The organism is Kitasatospora sp. NPDC058170 (assembly GCF_042883905.1).
GTDB lineage: Bacteria > Actinomycetota > Actinomycetes > Streptomycetales > Streptomycetaceae > Kitasatospora.
In genome coordinates, this window is the sequence record NZ_JBHVUV010000026.1 from 106,187 (window position 1) to 128,847 (window position 22,661).

17 protein-coding genes and 2 pseudogenes are annotated in these 22,661 nt (G+C 74.0%); 7 read left to right on the forward strand and 12 right to left on the reverse strand.

Translation table 11 applies throughout. The features are described 5' to 3' along the window. Positions 1-218: 218 nt before the first annotated feature. Entirely contained in the window at positions 219-1,175 is a 957-nt protein-coding gene (locus tag ACFVVX_RS27630) for an LLM class F420-dependent oxidoreductase (RefSeq protein WP_387949343.1), read from the reverse strand. Between the two features lie 161 nt (positions 1,176-1,336). Between ACFVVX_RS27630 and ACFVVX_RS27635 the strand changes: the two genes are divergently transcribed. After that, positions 1,337-1,690 carry a DUF6401 family natural product biosynthesis protein gene (locus tag ACFVVX_RS27635; RefSeq protein WP_387949345.1) on the forward strand — a complete coding sequence of 118 codons (354 nt, stop codon included), beginning with the start codon at positions 1,337-1,339 and terminating at the stop codon, positions 1,688-1,690. 132 nt (positions 1,691-1,822) lie between these two features. Beyond that, positions 1,823-2,608 (forward strand): alpha/beta hydrolase, encoded by a 786-nt coding sequence (locus ACFVVX_RS27640; protein ID WP_387949347.1) that lies wholly within the window; start codon positions 1,823-1,825, stop codon positions 2,606-2,608. A gap of 40 nt (positions 2,609-2,648) precedes the next feature. Here ACFVVX_RS27640 and ACFVVX_RS27645 read toward each other — a convergent pair whose 3' ends face one another. From ACFVVX_RS27645 to ACFVVX_RS27670, 6 genes and pseudogenes are all read right to left on the reverse strand, one after another. Further along, positions 2,649-3,920: a branched-chain amino acid ABC transporter substrate-binding protein gene (locus ACFVVX_RS27645; protein ID WP_387949384.1), complete on the reverse strand. Its 1,272-nt coding sequence runs from the start codon at positions 3,918-3,920 to the stop codon at positions 2,649-2,651. 438 nt (positions 3,921-4,358) lie between these two features. Continuing rightward, a pseudogene (locus tag ACFVVX_RS27650) lies at positions 4,359-5,186 on the reverse strand (serine/threonine-protein kinase); the annotation flags it as partial. A 98-nt stretch (positions 5,187-5,284) separates the two neighbouring features. Continuing rightward, complete coding sequence (locus tag ACFVVX_RS27655) at positions 5,285-6,265, reverse strand: formylglycine-generating enzyme family protein (RefSeq protein ID WP_387949349.1); 981 nt, start codon at positions 6,263-6,265, stop codon at positions 5,285-5,287. Between the two features lie 135 nt (positions 6,266-6,400). Next, on the reverse strand, positions 6,401-6,664 hold the full coding sequence (locus tag ACFVVX_RS27660; RefSeq protein WP_387949350.1) for a hypothetical protein: 264 nt from the start codon (positions 6,662-6,664) through the stop codon (positions 6,401-6,403). Positions 6,665-6,758: 94 nt separating this feature from the next. Further along, entirely contained in the window at positions 6,759-6,956 is a 198-nt protein-coding gene (locus ACFVVX_RS27665) for a hypothetical protein (protein ID WP_387949352.1), read from the reverse strand. A gap of 131 nt (positions 6,957-7,087) precedes the next feature. Continuing rightward, on the reverse strand, positions 7,088-8,833 hold the full coding sequence (locus tag ACFVVX_RS27670) for a LuxR C-terminal-related transcriptional regulator (protein ID WP_387949353.1): 1,746 nt from the start codon (positions 8,831-8,833) through the stop codon (positions 7,088-7,090). A 217-nt stretch (positions 8,834-9,050) separates the two neighbouring features. Here ACFVVX_RS27670 and ACFVVX_RS27675 point away from each other — a divergent pair, with 217 nt between their 5' ends. After that, complete coding sequence (locus tag ACFVVX_RS27675) at positions 9,051-9,380, forward strand: hypothetical protein (protein WP_387949355.1); 330 nt, start codon at positions 9,051-9,053, stop codon at positions 9,378-9,380. 20 nt (positions 9,381-9,400) lie between these two features. Here the strand turns inward: ACFVVX_RS27675 and ACFVVX_RS27680 are convergent, their stop codons facing one another. Then, positions 9,401-10,723 (reverse strand): chloride channel protein, encoded by a 1,323-nt coding sequence (locus ACFVVX_RS27680; protein WP_387949357.1) that lies wholly within the window; start codon positions 10,721-10,723, stop codon positions 9,401-9,403. Positions 10,724-11,154: 431 nt separating this feature from the next. Between ACFVVX_RS27680 and ACFVVX_RS27685 the strand changes: the two genes are divergently transcribed. Both ACFVVX_RS27685 and ACFVVX_RS27690 read left to right on the forward strand, forming a co-directional pair. Continuing rightward, entirely contained in the window at positions 11,155-12,726 is a 1,572-nt protein-coding gene (locus ACFVVX_RS27685; RefSeq protein ID WP_387949358.1) for a hypothetical protein, read from the forward strand. Positions 12,727-12,814: 88 nt separating this feature from the next. After that, positions 12,815-14,668 (forward strand): glycoside hydrolase family 15 protein, encoded by a 1,854-nt coding sequence (locus ACFVVX_RS27690; protein ID WP_387949359.1) that lies wholly within the window; start codon positions 12,815-12,817, stop codon positions 14,666-14,668. Between the two features lie 50 nt (positions 14,669-14,718). Here the strand turns inward: ACFVVX_RS27690 and ACFVVX_RS27695 are convergent, their stop codons facing one another. The 4 genes from ACFVVX_RS27695 to ACFVVX_RS27710 form a co-directional block, all read right to left on the reverse strand. Further along, entirely contained in the window at positions 14,719-16,488 is a 1,770-nt protein-coding gene (locus tag ACFVVX_RS27695; RefSeq protein WP_387949361.1) for a cation:proton antiporter, read from the reverse strand. Positions 16,489-16,581: 93 nt separating this feature from the next. Further along, entirely contained in the window at positions 16,582-17,601 is a 1,020-nt protein-coding gene (locus ACFVVX_RS27700; protein ID WP_387949362.1) for a cytochrome d ubiquinol oxidase subunit II, read from the reverse strand. After that, the gene (locus tag ACFVVX_RS27705; RefSeq protein WP_387949386.1) at positions 17,598-18,998 is read right to left on the reverse strand and encodes a cytochrome ubiquinol oxidase subunit I; all 1,401 of its coding nucleotides are present in this window, start codon (positions 18,996-18,998) and stop codon (positions 17,598-17,600) included. The genes ACFVVX_RS27700 and ACFVVX_RS27705 overlap by 4 nt, the downstream gene beginning before the upstream one ends. A 127-nt stretch (positions 18,999-19,125) precedes the next feature. Further along, positions 19,126-19,920 (reverse strand): SDR family oxidoreductase, encoded by a 795-nt coding sequence (locus ACFVVX_RS27710; RefSeq protein WP_387949388.1) that lies wholly within the window; start codon positions 19,918-19,920, stop codon positions 19,126-19,128. Between the two features lie 412 nt (positions 19,921-20,332). Here ACFVVX_RS27710 and ACFVVX_RS27715 point away from each other — a divergent pair. Continuing rightward, positions 20,333-21,637, forward strand: a pseudogene (locus ACFVVX_RS27715) (family 2 encapsulin nanocompartment cargo protein terpene cyclase). Positions 21,638-21,656: 19 nt separating this feature from the next. Further along, on the forward strand, positions 21,657-22,538 hold the full coding sequence (locus ACFVVX_RS27720; protein ID WP_387949364.1) for a geranyl diphosphate 2-C-methyltransferase: 882 nt from the start codon (positions 21,657-21,659) through the stop codon (positions 22,536-22,538). Positions 22,539-22,661 lie beyond the last annotated feature (123 nt).

Below are 22,661 nucleotides of genomic sequence, written 5' to 3' on the forward strand. Positions count from 1 at the left end.
CTCCCCCTGACTCCCCGGCTTCCGCCTCCCGAAGGAGTCTTCCCCTTCAAGAGAGAGTAAAGACTAGTGGTCAGCCCCGGTGCGGCCGAGCCCCTTCACCGTCCGCTCACAGGACCGCGCCGTCCCCTTCCCCTCGGCGGGGGCGGAGGCGGCGCGGTCGGCGGGGCTGCGCGGTCGGCAGGACGGCGCAGTCGGCGGCGGGGCAGGTCGGCGCGGCGTCAGCCCAGCTGCGGGGCGACCCGGGAGGCGATCAGCTCCAGGTGGTCCAGGTCGTGCAGGTCGAGGATCTGCAGATAGACCCGCCGGGTGCCGATCGCGGCGTAGCGCCCGATGGCCTCCACCACCTCGTCGGGGGTGCCGGCCAGGCCGTTGGCCCTGAGCTCGTCCACGTTCCTGCCGATCGCGGCGGCCCGGCGGGCCACCTCGGCGTCGTCGCGGCCGACGCAGGCGACCAGCGCGTTGGAGTACACCAGTTCGTCGGCCTGCCGCCCGGCCCGCTCGACGGCCGCGCGGACCCGGCCGAACTGGGCGGCGCTGTCCTCGACGGAGACGAAGGGCAGGTTGAACTCGTCCGCGAAGCGGGCGGCTAGCGCCGGGGTGCGGGTCGGGCCCTTGCCGCCGATCAGGACGGGGATCCGGTCCTGGACGGGCTTGGGCAGCGCGGGCGAGTCGGTCAGCGTGTAGTAGCGGCCGGCGAAGTCGAAGGTGTCGCCGAGCTTGGTGTTCCACAACCCGGTGACGATGGCCAGCTGCTCCTCCAGCCGCCCGAACCTCTCCTTCGGGAAGGGGATGCCGTAGGCGGTGTGCTCGTCCTCGAACCAGCCGGCGCCGAGGCCGAACTCGACCCGGCCGCCGCTCATCGCGTCGACCTGGGCGACCTGGACGGCCAGGACGCCGGGGAGCCGGAAGGTCGCGGCGGTCATCAGGGTGCCGAGGCGGATGGTGCTGGTGTCCCGGGCCAGGCCGGCCAGGGTGATCCAGGCGTCCGTCGGCCCGGGCAGGCCGGCCCGGATGGCGGCGGCCGGGTCGGTGCCCGGGGCGAAGCCCATCCGCAGGTAGTGGTCGGATCGGAAGAAGGCGCTGAAGGTGCCGAGCTCCTCGGCGGCCCGCGCCACCCGCAGCAGCGTCTCGTAGTCGGCGCCCTGCTGCGGCTCGGTGAAGATGCGAAGATCCATGCGGCCCATTCTGGTCCGGACCACCCCATGATCCCCGTGGTTTCACGGATCCCGCCGGACCTCGGACGGCGGCCGCCCGGACGGCCGGGGGTGGCCAAGGTCTCAACACGGAACCGCAACGGCCTGCCGTGCCCGCGGCGCCGCTCCCCTACCGTGGACGGATGTTCGCCACGCCCGACGAGTCCCACCGGGGCTCCCCCCACGAGCCGGCCGGCTGTCCGCTGCCGGGGATCGCCGCCGCCTTCGCCCCCCGGCTGGCCGAGTCCGCCTTCGAACCCGGCCTGGTCGCCGCGGTCGACCAGCACGCCGCCGAGGTGCGCGAGCTGCTGTACGCGCAGGGGCCCGACCTGCTGCCGCTGCCGGTGGAGCGCGCGGAGCTCTCGGACTACGCCGTCGGCTTCCTCGCCGCGCTCGCCGAGATCGGCTGGCGGGAGCCGGCGGGGTACGACTTCGCGGTGTTCCGGCTGACGGCGATCTGCTGGCTGGTCCGCGAACAGGACCTGCTCGCCGCCTGACCGGACCCCGGCCGAACCCCGGCCCGGGCCCGCACCGGCCGGGCCGACGCTGATCCACCCGGGTGAACCTGCACGGACGGGCCGGCGCGTACAGTGGCGGTCCACAGGGCGGACGGCGGCGGGACGGTTCAGGTGAGCGCGGACGGTACGGGCAACTCGACGGCGGGCCACCGGGCACTGGTCTGGCGCGAGCTGCCGGACCGGCCCTCGGCGGCCGTCCTGGTACTGCACGGCGGCGAGGAGCACAGCCTCTCCCGGCCCGGCCCGATCAACCTGCCCGGCCTGCGGATGGCCGGCTTCGTCCGCGCGCTGCGCCGGGAGACCGCCGGGGCCGGCGTGGCGATCGGCACCGTCCGCTACCGCCACCGGGGCTGGAACGGCGAGCGGGCCGATGCCGCCCGGGACGCCCGCGCCGCCCTGGGCGACCTCGCCGAGGAGCTGGGCCACATCCCGACGGTGCTGGTCGGCCACTCGATGGGCGGCCGGGCCGCGCTGCGCGCGGCGGGCCACCCGAACGTGACCGGCGTGATCGCCCTCGCACCCTGGTGCCCGCCGGAGGACCCGTGCGAGCAGCTGGCCGACCGTGACGTGCTGATGCTGCACGGCGACCGCGACAGGATCACCGCGCCGGCCGAGACCCGCCTGTTCGCCGCCCGCGGCCGGGCCGCCGGCGCACGGGTCTGCGGCTACACCGTGACGGGCAGCGGTCACGCGCTGCTGCAGCGGGTCGGCGACTGGCACCGCGCCACCGCCCGGCTCTCCTCCGGTCTGCTCGGCCTGCGCGAGCTGCCCGCCGAGGTCGCCGCCGCCCTCGCCCTCCCCGCCGACGCCACCGGGGCCCTCGACCTGCCGCTCCCCGCCCAGCCGCGGACCGCGCCGCCCCGCACCCCCGCCCGCGCGCTCCCCACCGACGCCTGAACCGCCCCCGCGTCCGGGCTGCGGTTCCCAGCGGCTCGCGTCAGGGGGTGTAGAGGCCGGTCTTGGCGGTGCTCCAGGAGCCGCCCTTCACGGAGTACACGGTGAGCTGCCGGTTGGTGGTGTCCCCGTACTCGTCGAAGGCGACCCGCCCGGTGACGCCGTCGAAGGCCACCCGGGCCACCGCCTGCAGGACCTTGGCGCGGGCGCCGGAGGGAAGCGTCCCGCCGTTCGCCTCCACCACCGACCGGACCGCCTCGATGACGGCCCAGGTCGCGTCGTACGCGTAGCCCCCGTTCGCGCCGGCCGCCTCCGGGTACGCGGCCGCCCGGTAGTCCGACAGGAAGGTCCTGGCGCTGGCCAGCTCCTCCGGAGGCGCGCCGACGGCGCTGGCCAGGTCGCCCTCGGCCTTGTTGTTGGCGCTGATGAACTCGGGTGCGTAGAGGCCGTCGCCACCCATCAGGGGGACGGTCACCCCCGCCTGCTTGAGCTGCTGGGACAGCGCCGACCCGGCCGGGTACTCACCGCCGAAGTACACGGCGTCGGCCCCGGCGGACTTGATCGTCCCCACGACCGTCGAGAAGTCGTGGTCGTCGGGGTTGACGTGGCCCGCCCCCAGGATCGAGCCGCCGAGCCGGCCGAACTCCTTGGTGAAGCCGGCGGCCAGGCCGCTGCCGTAGGTCTTGCCGTCGTCGACGACGAACAGCCGGCTCTTCCGGGCGTCCGTGTAGAGGTACCGGGCGGCGAACGGCCCCTGGGTGGCGTCCGTGGTGACGGTGCGGAAGTACGACGGGTGCTGGCGGGACTTGACGCCCTTGGCCCAGTCGGCCCCCTGGGTCAGCACCGGGTTGGTGTTGGCCGGCGAGACACCGGCCAGACCGGCCTGGTCGAACACGGTCAGCATGGACTGGGCGACGCTGGAGTTGAGCGGCCCGACCACCCCGAGCACCTTGGCGTCCGCGACCAGCCGGGTGGCGTTCTGCTGGCCCACGGCGGGCTGCGCCTGGTCGTCCAGGGCCTGCAGCTCGAAGGTGACACCGGGCACGCGGTGGGTGCGGTTGGCCGTCTTCACCGCCAGGTCGGCGGAGTTCCTGATGCCGAGGCCGAGCGCCGCCAGGCTGCCGGTGAGCGGCGCGTCCAGGCCGATCACCACGGTGGTGGCGGGCACCGCGTCGCCTCCGGCCGCTCCGGTCGACGCGGGCGCTCCGGTCGACGCGGGCGGCGCGGCCGGTCCCGTGGGTCCACTCCGGTCGTCCGGGGAGTCACCCCGGGTCAGGGACCAGGCCACGATGCCGCTGACGGCGAGCGTGGTCAGCGCCACGCCCACCACGGCGGCCCGCCGGGCGGCGGACGGCCGCCGCGGCGTGGTGGCGGCCGGGTCGTCGGGCGGGCGGTAGGTCACCGGCGGGTAGGAGTCGGCGCGATCGGCCCACGGGGACGGTGTGGAAGGCAGGGACGGCGCCGACGGAGGCGTCGGCGTACCGGCGTACGGAGGGGCGAACGGCGGTGTGCCGGGCGGCGCCGCCTCGTACGGCAGGGGCGGCGCGGTCGGCGGCGCGGTCGGCGGTGGCGTCGTCAACGGCGGCGTGATCGGCCGAGCGGTCGGCGGTGGTGTGCTCGGCGGCGCCGGCGCGGCGACCTCCGTCGGCGGCCGCGGCACCGGCGACGGCCCGGACACGCCGCCGCCCGTGCCGCCCGTGCCACCCGCCGAGCCGTTGAGCACCGCCGCGATCAGCTCGGCGGCCGCCGCCACACCCACCCGCTGCGCCGGGTCCTTGACGAGCAGCGCCTCCAGGACCGACCGCAGCGCACCGGCGGCGATCGGCGGACGGTGCGGCCGGGTGAAGACCGCGATCGCGAGCGCGTGCAGCCCCTCGGCGTCGAACGGCGGCCGCCCCTCGACCGCGTGGTACAGCGTGGCACCGAGCGCCCACAGGTCGTTGGCCGGAGTGGGCCGCTTGCCCTCCAACTGCTCCGGCGGCATGTACTGCGGGGTGCCGATGACGATGCCGCTGTGGCTGAGCCGGGTGGTGGCATCGGCGAGGTGGGCGATGCCGAAGTCGGTGAGGACGACCCGGTCCTTGGTCAGCAGGACGTTGTCCGGCTTGATGTCCCGGTGGACGATCCCCGCCGCGTGCGCCTCCCCGAGGGCCCCGAGCATCGCGGCACCGATCTCGGCGACCCGCCGGACGGGCAACCGCCCCTGCTCGCGGATCGCGGCGGCGAGCGACTGGCCGCGGACGAACTCCATCACGATGACGGGGGCGCCGTGGTGCTCGACCACGTCGTGGATGGTGATGATGCCCGGGTGGTTCAACGTGACCGCCGCACGGGCCTCGCTCATGAAGCGCCTGAGCAGGGTGCCGCGCTCACCGTCCTCCATCCCCGGCGGGAAGAGGATCTCCTTGACCGCCACCTCGCGACCGAAGAGGTGCTGGTCGGTGCCGCGCCAGACACGGCCCATGCCGCCCTGCCCGATCCGCTCGACCAACTGGTAGCGCCCGGCGATGAGGTCCGCGTTGTCCTGGGTCACGCGCCATACTCTAGGGGGCCGCGACACGCTCGCGGGCGGGATTCGCACCCTGACGATCAGCCCTCCCCCCGTGCCCGGTCAGGGATGTGACGCAAGATCAGTTGAGTCCCCTGCAGTTACCCTCGCCCGTTCGGTGGGGTGGCCGGTCAGGCGTCGGGGAGTGTGGTGCAGCGGAAGCCGATGTTGCCGGTGGAGGAGTCGGGGGTGTTGGCCATCCGGGCGGAGACGCGGTAGCGGCGGCAGTAGGAGGCGTGGCACAGGTAGGAGCCGCCGCGCAGGGCGCGGGCGGTGCCGGTGGGCGGGCCGGTCGGGTCCCGGCGGGGCCCGGTGGCGTGCCAGGTGGGGTGGAACCAGTCGGCGGTCCACTCCCAGACGTTGCCGGTCATGTTGGACAGGCCGTAGCCGTTGGGCTCGAAGGCGTCGACGGGGCAGGTGCCCAGGTAGCCGTCCTCGCGGGTGTTGTGCCGGGGGAAGGCGCCGTTCCAGACGTTCATCCGGTGCCGGCCGCCGGGTCGCAGTTCGGATCCCCAGGGGAAGGGCTGCTGTTCCAGTCCGGCGCGGGCGGCGTACTCCCACTGTGCTTCGGTGGGCAGTCGGCGTCCGGCCCAGGCGCAGTACGCGGCCGCGTCGTTCCAGGAGACGTGGACGACCGGGTGGTCGTCGCGGCCGGTGAGGTCGGAGTGCGGGCCCTCGGGGTGGCGCCAGTCGGCGCCGGGGACCTCGCGCCACCACGGCGCGGCCGCGACGGCACGGGTGGGCGGGAAGTCGTCGGGGAGCAGGCCGCCGAACACGAACGACGCCGCGTAGCGCTCGGCGTCGGTGACGTGGCCGGTGGCGTCGGTGAAGGACCGGAAGCGGGCGTTGCTGACGCAGTGTGCGTCGATGGCGAAGGGGCTGACCTCGACCCGGCGCAGCGGGCCCTCGCCGTCCTCGGGGTAGGCGTGGGCGTCCGTGCTGCCCATGGCGAATCCGCCGCCCGCCAGCCGGACGGAGGGAGCGGAGGCGGGGTCGGGGGTGGACGCGGAGTCGGGGGCGGTGGACGCACCGGTGGGCGTCGGCGCGGGGGCGGGGTGCGGCGTCCGGGCGGCTCGGCCGGGGGTGCAGCAGGCAGGCTTGTCGTGCGTCATCCTGGACGGCTCTCCGGCTCGCGGGTCGTCGGGCCGGGGCCGGCCTGCGAGGGAATTGTCCGTCGGCGGGGCCCGGGTTGTCCCGGGGCCTCGCCGGTGGATGCCGGGCCGGACGGGTGCCCTCCCCGACGGGTGTCAGCCGGAGTGCTCAAGGATCCAGCGGGCTCCGCGGGTGGCTCCCGCGCAGCGGCACTGGATGCGTTCCGAGCGCCGGTGCGGCGCCCCCGTGCGGTGCCGGGCGGCCGCGGCGTCCAGTTCGCGGGTCCGGTGCTGGAGGTCGAGCAGCAGCCCCGGGTCCGGGTGCGGGGCCGCCATCAGGCGGTCGTACGCCTCCTGGACCGCCACGAGTGCGGCGTGCAGGTCCCGGGGGGCCGTCTGCGGGTCAGGGTGTGCCGCCATGTCTCCTCCTGCGGCGCGTGGCCGACGTGACACCGTCCACGCTCGCACCGGGGCGCCCGGGCGGGCTCACCCGAAGCGGGTGAACCCGGCGCGCTCACTCGGGGAGCTGCCGCATTTCGACCACCCGCAGGCCCAGCGCCTGGAACCGCAGCAGCAGCCCGTACAGGTGGGCCTCGTCGGTCACCGGGCCCAGGAAGAGGCACTCCTCCGGGACGGGAACGTGGTCGAGTTCGGGAAAGGTCTCGGCGAGCGCGTCCGGGACGACGCCGGCGACGCGGAACTCGTAACGCATGCGTGCCTCCCCTCGGGTGGAGGTCCGATGGCTGCCCCACCATCGTGGGCTCCCGCGGTGCGGCACGGCCTCGCCCGGTTCGGGGGAGAAGCCTGCCGGCCCGCCCCGATCCGGGGACCGCGCGGGCAGGGTCACAGCAGGCCGAGCGCCTGGGCCCGGTGGACTGCCTCGCTGCGGCGGGTGACGCACAGCTTGCGGTAGGCGCTCTTGAGGTGCGTCTTGACGGTGTTGGCCGACACGTACAGTTCGGCGGCTATCTCCTCGGTGGACAGCATGCGCGCGGCCTGGCTCAGGACGTCCCGCTCCCGCTCGGTCAGGGGCTCGATCACGGCGGGCCCCGGACCCGGCTCGACGGCCGCGGTGCTCCGGTGGGCGAGGAGTTCGGGCGGCAGCCTGCCGGTGAGGGCCGCCAGCGAGGAGGAGCCGAGCCGGACGGCGTCGTCCGCCGGGTCGGACTCCTCCGCGGCGCGCCGCAGCGCGGCGGCGCAGCCCTCGCGGTCGTGCTCCGCCAGGCGCAGGGCCGCCTCCACGAGGGCGGGCTCGGCTCCCGCCAGGCCCGGCGGCATGGCGGACAGCAGGCCGCGCAGCCGGTCGGCGTCCGGTCCGGTGAGGAGTCGGCCCACTCCCGGGTCGGCGACCAGCTGCCGGGCCGCGGACGGCCAGTCGCCGGCGGCCGCCGCCTGGGCCACGGCTTCGACCGGCTGTCCGTGGCCGGCGAACCAGCGGGCCGCCCGGCGACGCAGTCGGGGCTCCAACCCTGGGTGGCGGTGGCGGAGTTGAGCGCGCAGCACTTCGGCGAACAGCGGGTGCACGCGGTACCAGGAGGTGCCGTCCACGGCTTCGACGAAGGCGTTGGACCGATCGAGCGCGGCCAGTGTCCACGCGCCGTCCTGTCCTCCGGTGAGGGCGTCCGCGAGGCCGGGGTGGATCCGGTCGGTGATGCTGACGCGCAGCAGCAGCGTCCGGGTCGCCCGCGGATACGCCTGGAGCACCTCGGTGAGCAGGTAGTCGGCGATCGTGGAGCGGTCGGCGGCGAAGTCCCGGACGAAGGCCCCGGGGTCGGCGGTGCGCTGCATCGCCAGCGCGCAGAGGCGAAGGCCCGCCGCCCAGCCCTCGGTCCGGTCGGCGAGCAGGCGGACGTCCTCCTCGTCGGCCGCCAGCCCGTGGTTGCGCAGCAGTGTCCGGGTGTCCTCCCGGCTGAACCGCAGGTCGGCGTTGCGGATCTCGGCGATCTCGCCGGCCGCCCGGTAGCGGTGCAGGGGGAGCAGGGGTTCGCTGCGGCCGGTGAGGACGAGGTGCAGGCCAGGAGCGGCGTTGCGGAGCACGAACGCCAGACCGTCGGCGATCCCGGGCGGGACCTGGGCGTCGAACTGGTCGAGGACGAGGACCACCGGCGCGGGCGCCCGGGCGAGCCCTTCGGCGAGCCGGCCGAGCACCGCCCGACCGCCCTGCCCGGCGAGATCCCCGGCGAGATCCCCGACGAAGGCCCTGGCAGGATCCCCGGCGAGCTCCCCCGCGGCCCCGGCACCCCACCCGCCGGAGAGCCGAACGCCCTGGCGGCGGAGGGCCTCCAGGACGTGGGCCCAGAAGACCTGCGGCGGCTCCCCCGGCTCGACCCGCAACCAGGCGACCCGGCCCGGCCCCCGGTACCGGCCGGTCCAGTCGGCGGCGAGGACGCTCTTCCCGGCACCGGCTGGGCCGCTGACCAGGGTGAGCGGCGTCCGCACCCCCGCGCTCAGGCGCTCCAGCAGGGCCGGGCGGCGCACCAGGATCCCCGGCACCGCGGGGACGGCGAACCTGGCCGACAGGATCGGGGCTTCGTGGTTCGACGCCGACGGGTTCGACGCCGAGGGGCTCGACGCTGAGGGGCTCGGCATGGATCACCCCGGTTCACGGGAGGTTGCTGCTCCGCCTACCGCCTTCCACTGAACCGCGACGGCCGGGCGGCCGCCAGTCGCACCCCTCGACGCCCGCGCCCCCGCGCCCACCTGCCCCGGCCTCCCGGTGGACCGGCCCGCACCCGCGGGACATCGCGCCCGCCCTCCCCCGGTGCCACGATGAAGTCCGGGGGTTCCCCTGCGATCGGAGGCGGTCATGGGCCGCGACTACCACTTCCACTGCGAACACGCCGGCTGCTCCGTCACCGTCGGGGTCTACCTGGGCACGGCCCGGCAGCTGGAGCTCCTGGTGGACGGCAAGGAGGTGGCGGCCGTCCGCGTCCACGGCCACCACGCCGGGGTGGAGTCGCTGACCACGGTCCTGCCGACCGATCCACCACGCCCCGTCGAGGTCCGGGTGACCCTTCCCGGCGCCGTCCGGGGGGAGCCCGCCGGCGTCCTGGTCGAGGGCGACACGCAGGTCCCGATGCCCGAGCAGAAGGTGCAGCACCGCGCGCGGCCCACCGAGGTCTCCTGGTACCAGTGAGGGCGCCGCCGGGGTCCGCCTCAGGGCGTGGCGGCCGGTGCCGGGGTGAGCCGGAGCGAGAGCACGTAGGACACCACGATCGCGACGATCACCACCGGCATCACCGTGAGGCCGTCCGCCCCCAGGAGCAGCGTGGCCAGCATGACCGAGGTCATCGGGAGCTTCAGCATTGCCACGCACATCGCGCCGATGCCCATCGCGAACCCGGCCGTCACCCCCAGCCCGGGCAGGTGGGCGAGGGCGAGCCCGCCCGCCGCCCCCACGAACATCGCGGGGAAGACCGGGCCGCCGCGGAACGCCGCGAGCGAGAGCGAGTAGGCGAGCGCCTTGCAGACCACGAGTGCCACGAGGGCGCCCACCGAGTACCCGGCCTGCGCCGCCAGCAGCGGGTTCAGCGCGTTCTGGCCCGAGTACAGCACCCCGGAGGCGTCGTACCCGGTCCATTCGGCGTACACCAGCGCGGCCACGCCGACGAGCGCGCCCGCCAGTACCGTCGCCGGCACCCGCCGCCGCTCGACCCGCGGTTGCAGGTAGAGGGCGAGCCGGCGGATCCCGGTGCCGACCAGGGCCGCCGCGACCCCGATCAGGAGCGCCCAGCCGAAGTCGCCGGCGTCGGGCCGGTCCGCGTGCGGCACCTGCTGCAGGACCAGCGAGTACGTGCCGAGACCGGTCCACGAGCCCAGACCCGTGAAGATCAGCGAGCCGACCCCGGCCGCGAGCAGGCCGGGCACCAGGACCATCCCGAGCATGGCCCCGCCGAGGCCGGACGCCTCCATCAGCAGGAACGCGCCGAGCAGCGGGGATCCGAGCAGGGTGCTGATGGCGGCGAAGCTCCCCGCGGCGCCCACCACGGCGGTCGGCTCCTCCGGGAGGTCCCGCCTGACCAGGCGGACGGCGGCCACGGCCAGCCCGCTGCCCAGGGCGATGAGCGGCCCCTCGGGTCCGAGGACCACGCCGAGGCCCAGCGAGACGAGCGCGGCGAGCGCGATGCCCGGCAGGTCGATCACCCTGGTCGGACCGCTGGTCACCAGCCCCTCGGCCGGTTTGTGGCCGCCGTCGCCCGGGAGGTGCTTGATGCTCAGGGCGACCAGGAGGCCGGCCACGGCGAGCAGCGGCACCGGCCACCAGGACGGCGTCCCGTGGAAGCCCAGCGCCTCGGGCAGGTCCGTGTAGGTCAGCGACTGGAGTTCGGAGACGAGGGCGAGGAATCCGTAGGCCGCCACCGAGACGGGGATCCCGAACAGCGCGGCCAGCAGGAGGAGCACGGCGTATCCGCGGGTGCGGACGAGCGCGAAGGGGTCCTTGGGAGCCGCCCCGGGCTGTCCGACGTGCTCGGCCGACATGCTTCCCCACTCCTCAGCACTGGACTCCGTCCGGAACGCGGGCGCCCCGGTCCCGTCCCCGGTCCCGTCCGCTCCCGGGTCCCGTCCCGGATACCGTCCCCGGCCAGACCAGACCAGGCCAGGTCCGGTCCTGGGGCATTCAGGCCGTGATATCACGCAGCGGCGGCGCTTCCCGGCCGCGCCGGTCACGCCCGGGGGACGAGGGCCGAGTTGTCATCCCTACGGCCCAGCGCCCGGAACCGGTCCGACGGCCGGTCGGATCGCCGCCCACCGTCCCGGCAGGGCGGCCCGGCACCGCGTTCCAGGGCCTCCGAGCGGGTCGCCGCGCCGTGTACTCCCGGTGGTGGGCCCGGGGCGGGGAGTATCTCCTGGGGTGAAACAGCCACGTGCCGTCCGCGGTCGGCACACGGCCCCACCCCAGGGAGAGTGCCATGGCGTCGAGCGCGTCCGGGTCGGAGCCGACCGAACCGGGAGAACCGGAGCAGGGCGGCACCGCACCGCCGCCGCCCTCCGGGGGCCCCGCCGAACGCCCGCCCGCCGAACGCCCGCCCGGCGAGCAGCCCGTCACGGCGCGGCCGGACGGACCGGCGCAACCCCCGGCACCCGAGCCCGGCCCGGCCGAGAAGGCCGACACGGCCGCCGAGGTCCGCAAGGCCGAAAAGACCGACAAGACGGGCGAGGCCGACAAGACCGGCGAGGTCGAGGAGCTCCGGCGCCGGATCGCCGCGCTGGAGGGCTCCACACCGCAGCACCGCAGCAGGCACCGGCTGCGGACCACGGGCGCCGTGATCCTGATCGCCCTGGCCTCCGTCCTGTCCCTGCTGTCGGTCGTCTCGGTCTGGACGAGCGACATCGTCGGCAACACGGACCGGTACGTCGAAACCGTCGCCCCGCTGGCCTCCAACCCGGACGTGCAGGACGCGGTCACCGCCCGGGTCACCACGGCGGTCCTGGACCAGATCGACGTGAAGGGCCTGGTGAACCAGCTCTCGGAGGCGGCCGCCCAGCAGGGCGTCCCGCCCCAGGCGGCCAGCCTGATCAACAACCTGAGCGGGCCGATCACCAGCGGCCTCACCGACCTCGTCAGCACGACCGTGCACAAGGTGGTGTCGAGCAGTGCCTTCGAGACGGTGTGGGTCAACGCGAACCGGGCCGGGCACAGCGCGCTCGACAAGGCGCTGACCGGCCAGGGCGGGGGCGTGGTCTCGCTGGACAACAACCAGGTCGCCATCGACGTCGCGCCGATCGTGGCCAGGGTCAAGGACGAGCTGGTGAACTCGGGCTTCGGCGTCGCCTCGAAGATCCCCGACGTCCACACCGACTTCGTCGTCTTCGCCTCGAACGACATCGGCAAGGTCAAGTCGTACTTCCGCCTGCTGGAGATCCTCGGCACCTGGCTTCCGGTCATCACCGTGCTGATCGCCGCCGCGGGGGTCTACCTGGCCGCGAACCGGCGCCGGGCCCTGATCGGCGCCGCCCTGGGCGTGGCCGGCGCGATGCTGCTGACCGGGATCGTCCTGACGGTGTTCCGGTCCTTCTACCTCGACCACCTGCCGCCCGGCGCCAACCAGGCGGCCGCCGGGGCGGTGTACGACACGCTGATCCGGTTCATGCGCGCGAGCGTGCGCGCGGTCGGGGCGCTGGCCGTGATCACCGCGCTGGGCGCGTTCATGATCGGCCCCTCCCGCGTCGCGGTCGCCGTCCGGACCGCCTGCCGCCGGGCCATCGCCGCCGTCCGCGAGGTGTTCTCCTCGCACGGGATGCGGCTGGGGCCGGTCGGGCCGTTCGTGCACCGGTTCAAGCGGTGGATCGGGGCCGCGATCCTGCTGGTGGCGGCCGTCGTGCTGTTCACCTGGAGCTACCCGTCGGCGGCGGTGGTGACGTGGATCGCCGTCGCCGTGCTGGGCGCGTTCGCCGTCCGGGAGTTCCTCGACGCCGACCCGGGTCCGCAGGCCGCCGGGCCGCCGCTCGCCCCCGGGGGCACCGCGCCGCCGGGCGCGTAGGCCCGGCCCGACGGGGGCTCGCGCCCACACCGGGCAGGGCGCGCACGGGCACCGGGCGACCGCGCGCGCCTCCCCCGGTTGGCGGATAGTGGACGGGCAGGGATCCCTCCGAGATTGGACCCTCATGGACCGCTACCCTCCCATCGCCGACCACGGCCTGGTGGGCGATCTGCAGACCACCGCGCTGGTGTCCTCCCAGGGCGTGGTCGACTGGTTCGCCTCCCCCCGGTTCGACTCCCCCAGCCTCTTCGCCGCGCTGCTCGACCACGACCGCGGCGGCTTCTTCCGGCTGTCGCCCGCCCTGGCGGAGACCTCCTGCAAGCAGCTGTACTACCCCGACACCGCCGTCCTGGTGACCCGCTTCATGTCCGCCGACGGCGTCGGCGAGGTGATCGACTGGATGCCGCCGCACCTCACCCGCACGCCCAGCGACCGCCACACCCTGATGCGGGCGGTCCGCACGGTGCGCGGAACGGTGCGCTTCGACCTGGAGTGCCGGCCCCGGTTCGACTACGGCCGGGCCGCCCACGGACTCGACGTGCAGGACCACGAGGCCGTCTTCCGGGCCCCCGGCGTCAGCGCGCACCTCCAGACCAGCTTCCCGCTGGAGCGCGACGGCAACGACGTGCGCGGCTCCTTCACCCTGAACGTCGGTCAGGAGGCCGCCGCCGTCCTGACCGTCTGCGACGCCGACGGGCCGCCCCCGCCCCCGCCCACCGTCGACGGGGTCACCGCACAGCTGTGGGAGACCGCCGGGTTCTGGCAGTCCTGGGTGCACGGCTCCAACTACCGCGGCCGCTGGCCCAACATGGTCAACCGCTCCGCCATCACCCTGAAGCTGCTCACCTACGCCCCCACCGGTGCCCCGGTCGCCGCGGCCACGATGGGCCTGCCCGAGCAGATCGGCGGCGAGCGCAACTGGGACTACCGGTACACCTGGGTGCGCGACGGCTCGCTCTCCGTGCGGGCCCTGCTCGACCTCGGGTTCGTGGAGGAGGCGACGGACTTCACCCACTGGCTCGGCGACCGGCTGCGCGACACGGCGGGCAAGGACGGCGAACCGCTGCAGATCATGTACCGGGTCGACGGGGAGCCGCTGCTGAGCGAGGAGATCCTCGGCCACCTGGAGGGGTACCGCGGGTCCGCACCGGTACGGCTCGGCAACGCCGCCGCCGACCAGTTGCAACTGGACATCTACGGCGAGGCGCTCTACGCCCTCTCGGAGGGGCGCGAGATCGCGACCCAGGCCGGCTACCGGGGCTGGAAGGTGCTGGCCCGCAACCTCGACTGGCTGGCCGACTCCTGGGACCGGCCCGACGAGGGCATCTGGGAGACCCGCGGGGGGCGCAAGGACTTCACCTACAGCCGGGTGATGTGCTGGGCCGCCTTCGACCGCGGCCTGCGGCTGGCCTCCGACTTCCGCCGGCCCGCGAACACCGAGCTCTGGACGAAGGCCCGCGACACCATCCTGGAACAGGTCATGGAACACGGCTGGAACGAGGAGGCGCAGGCCTACGTCCAGCACTACGGCGGGGAGCCGGTCCTGGACGCCTCGCTGCTGCTGATGCCCCGGGTCGGCTTCGTCTCGCCCCGAGACCCGTCCTGGCTGTCCACGCTGGACGCGATGGACCGCACCCTGGTGTCCGACAGCCTCGTCTACCGGTACGACCCGGCGGCCTCGCCGGACGGACTGCGCGGCTCCGAGGGCACCTTCAGCCTCTGCACCTTCCTCTACGTGGACGCGCTGGCCCGGGCCGGCCGCCTGCGCCCCGCCCGGTACACCTTCGAGAAGATGCACACCTACGCCAACCACGTCGGTCTGTTCGCCGAGGAGATCGGCCCCACCGGCGAGCAACTCGGCAACTTCCCACAGGCGTTCACCCACCTGTCGCTGATCACCGCCGCCGGGACCCTGGACGAGGCCCTCGACCGGCAGCGCTGACCAGGCGCACGACCTCACACCTCACAGCCGACACAGCCGACGCGGCCGGGTCACCCCGCCGGCCACCCGGCGTCCGGGCTCAGCAGGACGGCGATGTCCCCGGCACCCGGCGTGGGGCTGCCCGTCTCGGTGACCGGGTCGAGCCGCCCGTCCGGGCGCACCAGGAACAGCAGCTCGTGCTCCGGCCGCAGCCCGCCGTCCACCGGGTGCGCCACGATCCGCGCCCCGCCCTCGTACCGCCGGACCAGCTCCGGTCTGGTCAGGCCCGCCGCGAAGAGCGCCTCGCCGCCCACGTACGGCGCCACCACGCCCTGGCTGCGGGCCGAAGGGCCGAGCCGCAGCACCGGCCCCTCGACGTTCTCGCTCAGGGTCACCGAGGCGAGCGCGTTGAAGTCGTCCTCCTCGGTGAGCAGCAGTACCCCGGTGATCCCCTCCAGCTCCGCTCCCGCGCCGGTGGCCGCCGCGAGCAGTTCACCCGGCGCCAGCTTCAGGCCCGCCGCCTCGATCCGGGCGCGCTGGTCGTCGGCGCCCGCCCACATCAGGACGTCCAGTCCGGCCGAGTACAGCGCACGCCCGAGATCGACCGCCCACGGGTCGCCGCCGACCAGCAGCGGCCTGGACCGCGCGGGGCGCAGCACGTCGAGCCGCCGGGCGACCGGGAAGGCGGTCAGGCCGTACAGCATGACGGTGGCGACGATCACCAGGAAGGTCGCGGGCAGGATCCGGTCGGCGCCGCCGATGCCGTCCTCGACCAGGGTGACCGAGAACGTGGAGGCGGTGGCCGCGGCGACGATGCCGCGCGGCGCCATCCATCCGATGAACCACCGCTCCCCGCCCCGCACGTCGGTGCGGGCGGTGGCGAGGACGGCCACCAGCGGCCGGACCACCAGGACGAGGAGGGCGACCAGTGCGAGGGTCGGGAGCACCACCGGCCGCAGGGACTGCGGGGTGACGGTGGCCGAGATGGAGACGAACAGCACGCCGATGATCAGCGAGACCAGGGTCTCGAAGAAGGGCCGGCGGGCCGGGATGTCCAGGCCCGGCAGGTTGGCCAGGGCCATCCCCATCACGACCGCGGCGATCAGACCGGTGTCGTCGCGGAGGATGTCGCAGGCGGCCGTGGTGCCCACCACGGCGGCGAACTGCACCGTGGTGCCCAGCACTTCGTGCAGCCTCAGGTGGTGGAGCAGCAGCCACAGCACGGCCGCTCCCACCGCACCGCCGGCCGCGCCGACCGCCGCGCTGACCCAGAACTGGCCGATCTGGCTGCCGATGCCGTCCTGCTGGGCGGCGACGACGCCGTGGAACACGAAGGCGCCCAGGATGCCGCCGACCGGATCGATCAGGGCTCCTTCCCAGATCAGGATCCGCTGCAGCCGCTCGGTCGGGCGGACGAAGTGGAGCAGCGGCCCCACCACGGTCGGGCCCGAGACGACGAGGATCGCTCCCAGCATCACCGCCGCCGGCAGCGACAGGCTCAGCACCGGGACGGCGAACAGCGCCGCCGACACCCAGGTGATCAGCGTGCCGAGGAGGATGAGCCGGACCACGACGCGGCGGGTGTGGCCGAGGAGCCGCTGGAGGTCCAGTTCGAGGCCCGCGTCGTAGAGGATCACCGCGACCGCCAGCGAGACCAACGGGGAGAAGGCGGGACCCAGCAGCTGTTCGGGGTTGACGTCGTCCGTCAGCGCACCGGCGGTGAACCCGGCCGGCAGCAGGACGAGCAGCGCCGGGATGCGCAGCCGGCTCGCCAGCAGCTGGGAGCCGACGGCCAGGACCACGATCAGTCCCACGCCGGCCAGCACCTGGTTCGTCGTCACGGTGGTGCCTCCTGGGGGGGGTCGGTACTGGGTCCGGTCCGCCGGCCGGGGCCTACCCTGCCCCCGCGGGGCGCCGGCGGGGCGGCGGGGCCGTCACCGTGCGACGTCCTCGTCGGAGAGCGGCTCCAGCACGCCGTGGGTGTCGAGGCGGTACAGCACGACGAGCGCGGGGCCGATCAGCACCAGGGAGACGCCCGCGACGATGAGCATCCACTGGAGCGGCTCGCTCGCCCCCGCGGCCTGCTGGACGGTCAGCGAGGTGGGTACCAGGTACGGCCGCTGGGCGGCTCCCCAGGCGGCGACCACCAAGGCCACGGCGGCCACCGAGGAGTAGCGCGCCCACCCGGCGGCCCGGCCCGCGACGAGCCAGGCCGTGACCGCCGCGGCCGCCGCGGCGAGCAGGAGGAGCAGCAGCCCGATCCCGTGGGTGAGCCCGTGGTGCACGTACGAGGCGTGCGGGTCGGTCACGACCAGCGCGAGCACGCCCGTGACCAGCAGGGCCGCGGTGCCGATCCAGGCCCGCAGCCGGAAGTAGCCGACCAGGTCGCGGGCCCCGAAGCGGCGGGCGTCCGCGGTGAGGAACACCGCGCCGAGGAAGGCGGTGGCGGCGACGGCGCCCAGGCCCGCCATGATCGAGGTGGTGTTGGCCCAGGCGTCCGCCGAGGCCGTGGTGCCGGGGGCGACCCGCCCGGAGGCCACGCCGCCGACGACGGCGCCCAGGAAGAACGGCGTGAGCAGCGAGGACACCGCGAAGACCGCGCCGTAGACGCGGCGGGCGGCCAGTCTCCGGACGGGCTTGCGCAGCGCGAACCCGGCGCCGCGCAGGACCATCCCGATGGCGGCCAGGGCCAGTGGGAGCCAGAGCGCGGTGAACACCGTCTGGAAGAACACCGGGAAGCCGGTCCACATCAGGACCAGGACGAAGATCAGCCAGACGTTGTTGACCTCCCAGACCGGCGCCATGGCGTGGTCGATCAACCGGCGCGGGCGCTCGCCGCGCTCGGCGCCGCCGGCCAGCAGGTCCCAGAACCCGGCGCCGTAGTCGACCCCGCCACCGCAGGCATAGGCGGCGATCGCGGCCAGCAGGATCCAGGCGACGATGGTCGCGGTCACAGCTCGCTCCCCGGTGGGCGGCGGGTGCCCGGGGCGTTGGAGGCCGGTTCCGGGCGCGGACCGTAGGGGGCGTCCGTCTCCGGGCCCTCGGCCAGGGCGCGGCCGGGCCCGGAGTCGGCGAGCCGCCAGCGGGTGCGCATCCTCAGGACGACGACGAGAAACGCGCCGAACACGAAGGCGTACACCGTGACGACGACCCCGAACATGGTCCACAGCGAGGCCGCGGCGGTGGGGGTGACGGCCTCGGAGACCCGCATGTTCTGGTAGACGATCCAGGGCTGGCGGCCCACTTCGGTGGTGATCCAGCCACACTCCACGGTGAGCAGGCTGGCCGCACCTGCCACCGCGGCGCACCGGAAGAACCACCGGGAGCGCGGCAGGTCGCGGCGGCGCAGCCAGCACCACCCGTACCAGAGCGCGAGCAGGATCAGCAGGCTGCCGATGGTGACCATGATGTCGAAGGCCCAGTGCGCGATCGTGGCCTGGACGACGGTCGGACGGTCCGAGGCGGGTACCGAGGTCAGCCCGGTGACCTCGGTGCCGGGGCTGAACCCGGCCAGGATGGAGTCCAGTTGGGGGATCTTCAGACCGCCCTTGATGGTCCCGTCCTCCTGCAGACGGCCGAACAGGTACTCCGGCACGTGCGTGCCGGTGTCCCAGACCAGCTCCGTGGCGGCGAACTTGACGGGCTGTTTGTGGAAGACCGCCCGGGCGATGGCGTCACCGAGCACGAACTGCACGGGGGTGAGGATCGCCGCGGCCGTGAACGGCACGGTGAAGCCGAGGCGGTGGTAGCGGTCCCGGCGGCCGCGCAGCCACCCCACCGCGTAGACGCCGGCCACCACGTAGCCCGCGGTGAGGAACATCGCGACCACGAAGTGCCAGTACTGCGGACCGAACATCGGTGTGAACACGGCCTGTTGGACCTCGACGTCGATGGGCCTGCCGTCGGCGTCGAGGGTGAAGCCCTGGGGGGTGTTCATCCAGGAGTTCGCGGCGATGATGCCGAACGCGCCGAGCAGCGCGGCGAGCGGCAGCGGTACGCCGAGCCAGAAGTGCGTCCACGGCTTCAGCCTGCGCCAGCCGTAGAGGTAGATCGCGATCAGGATCGCCTCGAGGAAGAACGCCCAGGCCTCCACGCCGAAGCCGAGGCCGAAGACGTCCCCCCACCGGCCCATCATGCCCGGCCAGAGCAGTCCGAACTCGAAGGAGAGCACGGTGCCGGTGACGATGCCGACCGCGAACTGGACGGCCATCACGGCGGACCAGCGCCGGGCCAGCAGCAGTGCGGTCGGGTCGCCCTTGCGCAGTCCGCGGTGGTGCATCACCAGCGTCACGAACGGCAGGGCCACCCCCAGTGGCACCAGCAGGATGTGGGAGGCCAGGGTGAACGCCATCAGCTCACGGGCGGGGAGCAGTTGGGCGGGTGTGTCGGCCAGCAGCCCGGTCCCGCCCGGCGGCCCGGACAGCTGGTGTGCCAGATGGTGCGTGAGGTGGTGCGCCAGGTGGTGGGACACTCCGTGATCAGCCTCCGGTGGCGAAGCCGGGGAAGAGGGTCATCCCGCCGTCGACGTAGAGGGTGGTGCCGACGACGTAGTCCATCAGGTCGGAGGCCAGGACGGTCACCGCGTTCGCGATGTCCTCGGGGTCGCCGACCCGGCGGTAGGGGATCAGCCGCAGGAGGTCCGCCTCGGCCTCGGGGGTGTCCCAGGCGCTGCGGTTGATCGGGGTGCGGATCGCGCCTGGAGCGACGGCGTTCACCCGGATCCCCTTCGGGGCGAGCTCCTGGGCGAGGGTCTCCATCAGCATCAGGACGCCGCCCTTGGACGCGGCGTAGTTCACGTGGCCCGCCCACGGGATGATCTGGTGGACCGAGCTCATGCAGACGATCTTCCCGGCCGAGCGGGACACCTCGGGCACCACGCCCCGGCGGAGGAACTCCTTCGCGGCCTCCCGGGCGCAGAGGAACTGGCCGGTGAGGTTGACGTCCAGCACCTTCTGCCACTGGGCGAGGGTCATGTCCGCGACGGCGGCGTCCCGCTGCAGCCCGGCGTTGGCCACCATGATGTCGATGGTGCCGAACTCCTCGACCATGCGGCCGACCATGGCGACGACCTGGTCCTCCTGGGAGACGTCCGCCTCGTGGGCGTAGGCCCGCACGCCGAAGGACGTGATCTCCCGGACCACCTCCTCGGCCGCCTCGGGGCCGAAGACGTAGTTGACCACCACGTCGGCGCCCGCGCGGCCCAGGCCGATCGCCGTCGCCCTGCCGATCCCGGAGTTCGCCCCGGTCACCAGGGCCTTCTGCCCGCGGAGGATCGGCGGCACCGGCCGGCGTCCCTCATCCGCTGCTGAGCTCACTGCTGTCTCCCGTCGTTGGCCGCAGGCCGACACACGGGGGACCACGATTCCCGGCCGGGCCCGTGCCACGGGGAGCGGCTCGCCCGGCGGGCGCGGCCTGTCCCCCCGACGGCGTAGCGCGCGGGGGCGGGGACTGTCCGGCTCCAGCGGCTGCCGGCCACCACCACGTTCTACGACACCCTGGAGCCGTTGCAGCCGGACGAGCCCGGACTGACCGTCGACGCCACCGCCGACACCGCGGCCGACCTCGCCCTCGCCGAGGCCGCCCTCGCCCGCTTCGAGGCGGCGGCGCAGCAGTCCTGACGGCCCGTCTGCGCCGCCTCCGGCGGCCCGACAGGCAAGATCGAAGACTTTTCGTTTCAACCCTCTCATGGGCAACGTTCACCCCATCGGGTGCAGGCAGGGCTTTAGAGCGCCTTCTGCCGGACCACCACCCCTACCGTTGATCAGCGAGCGACCAGGGGGCCCGGGCACGGCGCCCCGCTTCCTGCTGCGCCCAGGCGACGAACCGCCATGACCTGCAGTCCTTCACAGAGGGAGGCCCTTCCATGTCCGTGGACACCGGACCGGAGAACACCGCGGAGCCGTCGGCGGTACGGTCATGAGCCGTACCGCCCTGGACCGGATCCTCGGCGGCCCCACCGGCCTGGGTACGGCAGGCCTGCACCTGGCACCGCGCGCGTCGCGGCCGAAGCCCGGCGATCCCGTCCCGGGCCTCTACCACCACCCGGTGCCCGATCCCGACCCCGAGCGCGCGGCGGAGGTCGGCCGCCGGATCAAGGACTGGGCGCTGGACGAGGTCCAGCTGTACCCGCCGGAGCTGGAGGAGCAGTTCGACGGCTTCTCGGTGGGCCAGTACATGGTCGGCTGCCATCCCGACGCCCCCGACATCGACCATCTGATGATCGCGGCCCGACTGATGGCAGCAGAGAACGCCGTCGACGACTACTACTGCGAGGACCACGGAGGCTCCCCCGTCGGCCTCGGCGGACGCCTGCTCCTGGCCCACACGGCGCTCGACCCGCTGCACACCACAGCCGAGTACCGGCCGGACTGGGAGGAGTCGCTCCTCTCGGACGCCCCCCGGCGCGCCTACCGCTCGGCGATGGACTACTTCACCCGCGCGGCCAGCCCCTCCCAGAGCGACCGGTTCCGGCACGACATGGCCCGGCTGCACCTGGGGTACCTGGCCGAGGCCGCCTGGACCGAGACGGACCACGTCCCCGCGGTGTGGGAGTACCTGGCGATGCGCCAGTTCAACAACTTCCGCCCCTGCCCGACCATCACGGACACCGTCGGCGGCTACGAGCTGCCCGCCGACCTCCACGCGGTGCCCGCCCTCCAGCGGGTGATCGCGCTCGCCTCCAACGCCACGACCATCGTCAACGACCTGTACTCGTACACCAAGGAACTCGCCAGCCCCGGCCGGCACATGAACCTGCCGGTGGTGATCGCCGAGCACGAGGACCGCACCACCCGCGACGCCTACCTGAAGGCGGTCGAGGTCCACAACGACCTCATGCACGAGTTCGAGGCCGAAGCGGCCGCGCTGGCCGCCGCCTGCCCGACCCCCGTCCTGGTGCGCTTCCTACGCGGCGTGGCCGTGTGGGTCGACGGCAACCACCACTGGCACCAGAACAACACCTTCCGCTACAGCCTGCCCGATTTCTGGTAACCAAGGAGCTGACCAACCCATGACCACGACAGACCTTCCCGCCGTGACCACCGCCGCCACCGTGCCCGGCCCCGCAACGCCCTATCAGAACGACATCGCCCAGTACTGGAACCACGAGGCCCGCCCCGTGAACCTGCGGCTCGGCGACGTCGACGGCCTCTACCACCACCACTACGGGATCGGGGACGTCGACCACGCCTCGCTGGGCGACCCCGGCGACAGCGAGCGTGAGAAGAAGGTGATCACCGAGCTGCACCGGCTGGAGTCCGCCCAGGCCGACGTGCTCCTGGACAACCTGGGCGCCATCCCGCGCGATGCCACCCTCGTCGACGCCGGCTGCGGCCGCGGCGGCTCCATGGTGATGGCCCACCAGCGCTTCGGCTGCAAGGTCGAGGGCGTCACCCTGTCGGCCAAGCAGGCCGAGTTCGGCAACCGGCGCGCCCGGGAGCTCGGCATCGAGGACTCGGTCCGCTCCCGCGTCTGCAACATGCTCGACACGCCCTTCGGGACGGGCCAGGTGGCGGCCTCCTGGAACAACGAGTCCAGCATGTACGTCGACCTGCACGACCTCTTCGCCGAGCACTCCCGCATGCTCGCCGTCGGCGGCCGCTACGTGACCATCACCGGCTGCTGGAACCCCGTCTACGGGCAGCCCTCGAAGTGGGTGTCCCAGATCAACGCGCACTTCGAGTGCAACATCCACTCCCGCCGGGAGTACCTGCGCGCCATGGCGGACAACCGTCTGGTGCCGCAGGCCGTCATCGACCTGACGCCCGAGACCCTGCCCTACTGGGAGCTGCGCGCCACCTCCTCCCTCGTCACGGGCATCGAGGAGGCGTTCATCTCCTCCTACAAGGACGGCTCCTTCCAGTACGTCCTGATCGCGGCCGACCGCGTCTGACCGGCCTCCCCACCGCGCCGTGGGGGGGGTGCGGCCACGGGGCCGCCCAACACCACCCCCCCCGCCAACAACGCATCCGGACGGCCACGGGGGGAGGAGGAGCCGTGAGAGGAGGGAACGGTC

Bases quoted from the DNA above. Each gene is read 5' to 3' on its own strand.
- ACFVVX_RS27630 (WP_387949343.1), bottom strand. From the start codon at position 1,175: ATGGATCTTCGCATCTTCACCGAGCCGCAGCAGGGCGCCGACTACGAG.
- ACFVVX_RS27635 (WP_387949345.1), top strand. From the start codon at position 1,337: ATGTTCGCCACGCCCGACGAGTCCCACCGGGGCTCCCCCCACGAGCCG.
- ACFVVX_RS27655 (WP_387949349.1), bottom strand. From the start codon at position 6,265: ATGACGCACGACAAGCCTGCCTGCTGCACCCCCGGCCGAGCCGCCCGG.
- ACFVVX_RS27660 (WP_387949350.1), bottom strand. From the start codon at position 6,664: ATGGCGGCACACCCTGACCCGCAGACGGCCCCCCGGGACCTGCACGCC.
- ACFVVX_RS27665 (WP_387949352.1), bottom strand. From the start codon at position 6,956: ATGCGTTACGAGTTCCGCGTCGCCGGCGTCGTCCCGGACGCGCTCGCC.
- ACFVVX_RS27670 (WP_387949353.1), bottom strand. From the start codon at position 8,833: ATGCCGAGCCCCTCAGCGTCGAGCCCCTCGGCGTCGAACCCGTCGGCG.
- ACFVVX_RS27675 (WP_387949355.1), top strand. From the start codon at position 9,051: ATGGGCCGCGACTACCACTTCCACTGCGAACACGCCGGCTGCTCCGTC.
- ACFVVX_RS27680 (WP_387949357.1), bottom strand. From the start codon at position 10,723: ATGTCGGCCGAGCACGTCGGACAGCCCGGGGCGGCTCCCAAGGACCCC.
- ACFVVX_RS27685 (WP_387949358.1), top strand. From the start codon at position 11,155: ATGGCGTCGAGCGCGTCCGGGTCGGAGCCGACCGAACCGGGAGAACCG.
- ACFVVX_RS27705 (WP_387949386.1), bottom strand. From the start codon at position 18,998: ATGGCGTTCACCCTGGCCTCCCACATCCTGCTGGTGCCACTGGGGGTG.
- ACFVVX_RS27720 (WP_387949364.1), top strand. From the start codon at position 21,657: ATGACCACGACAGACCTTCCCGCCGTGACCACCGCCGCCACCGTGCCC.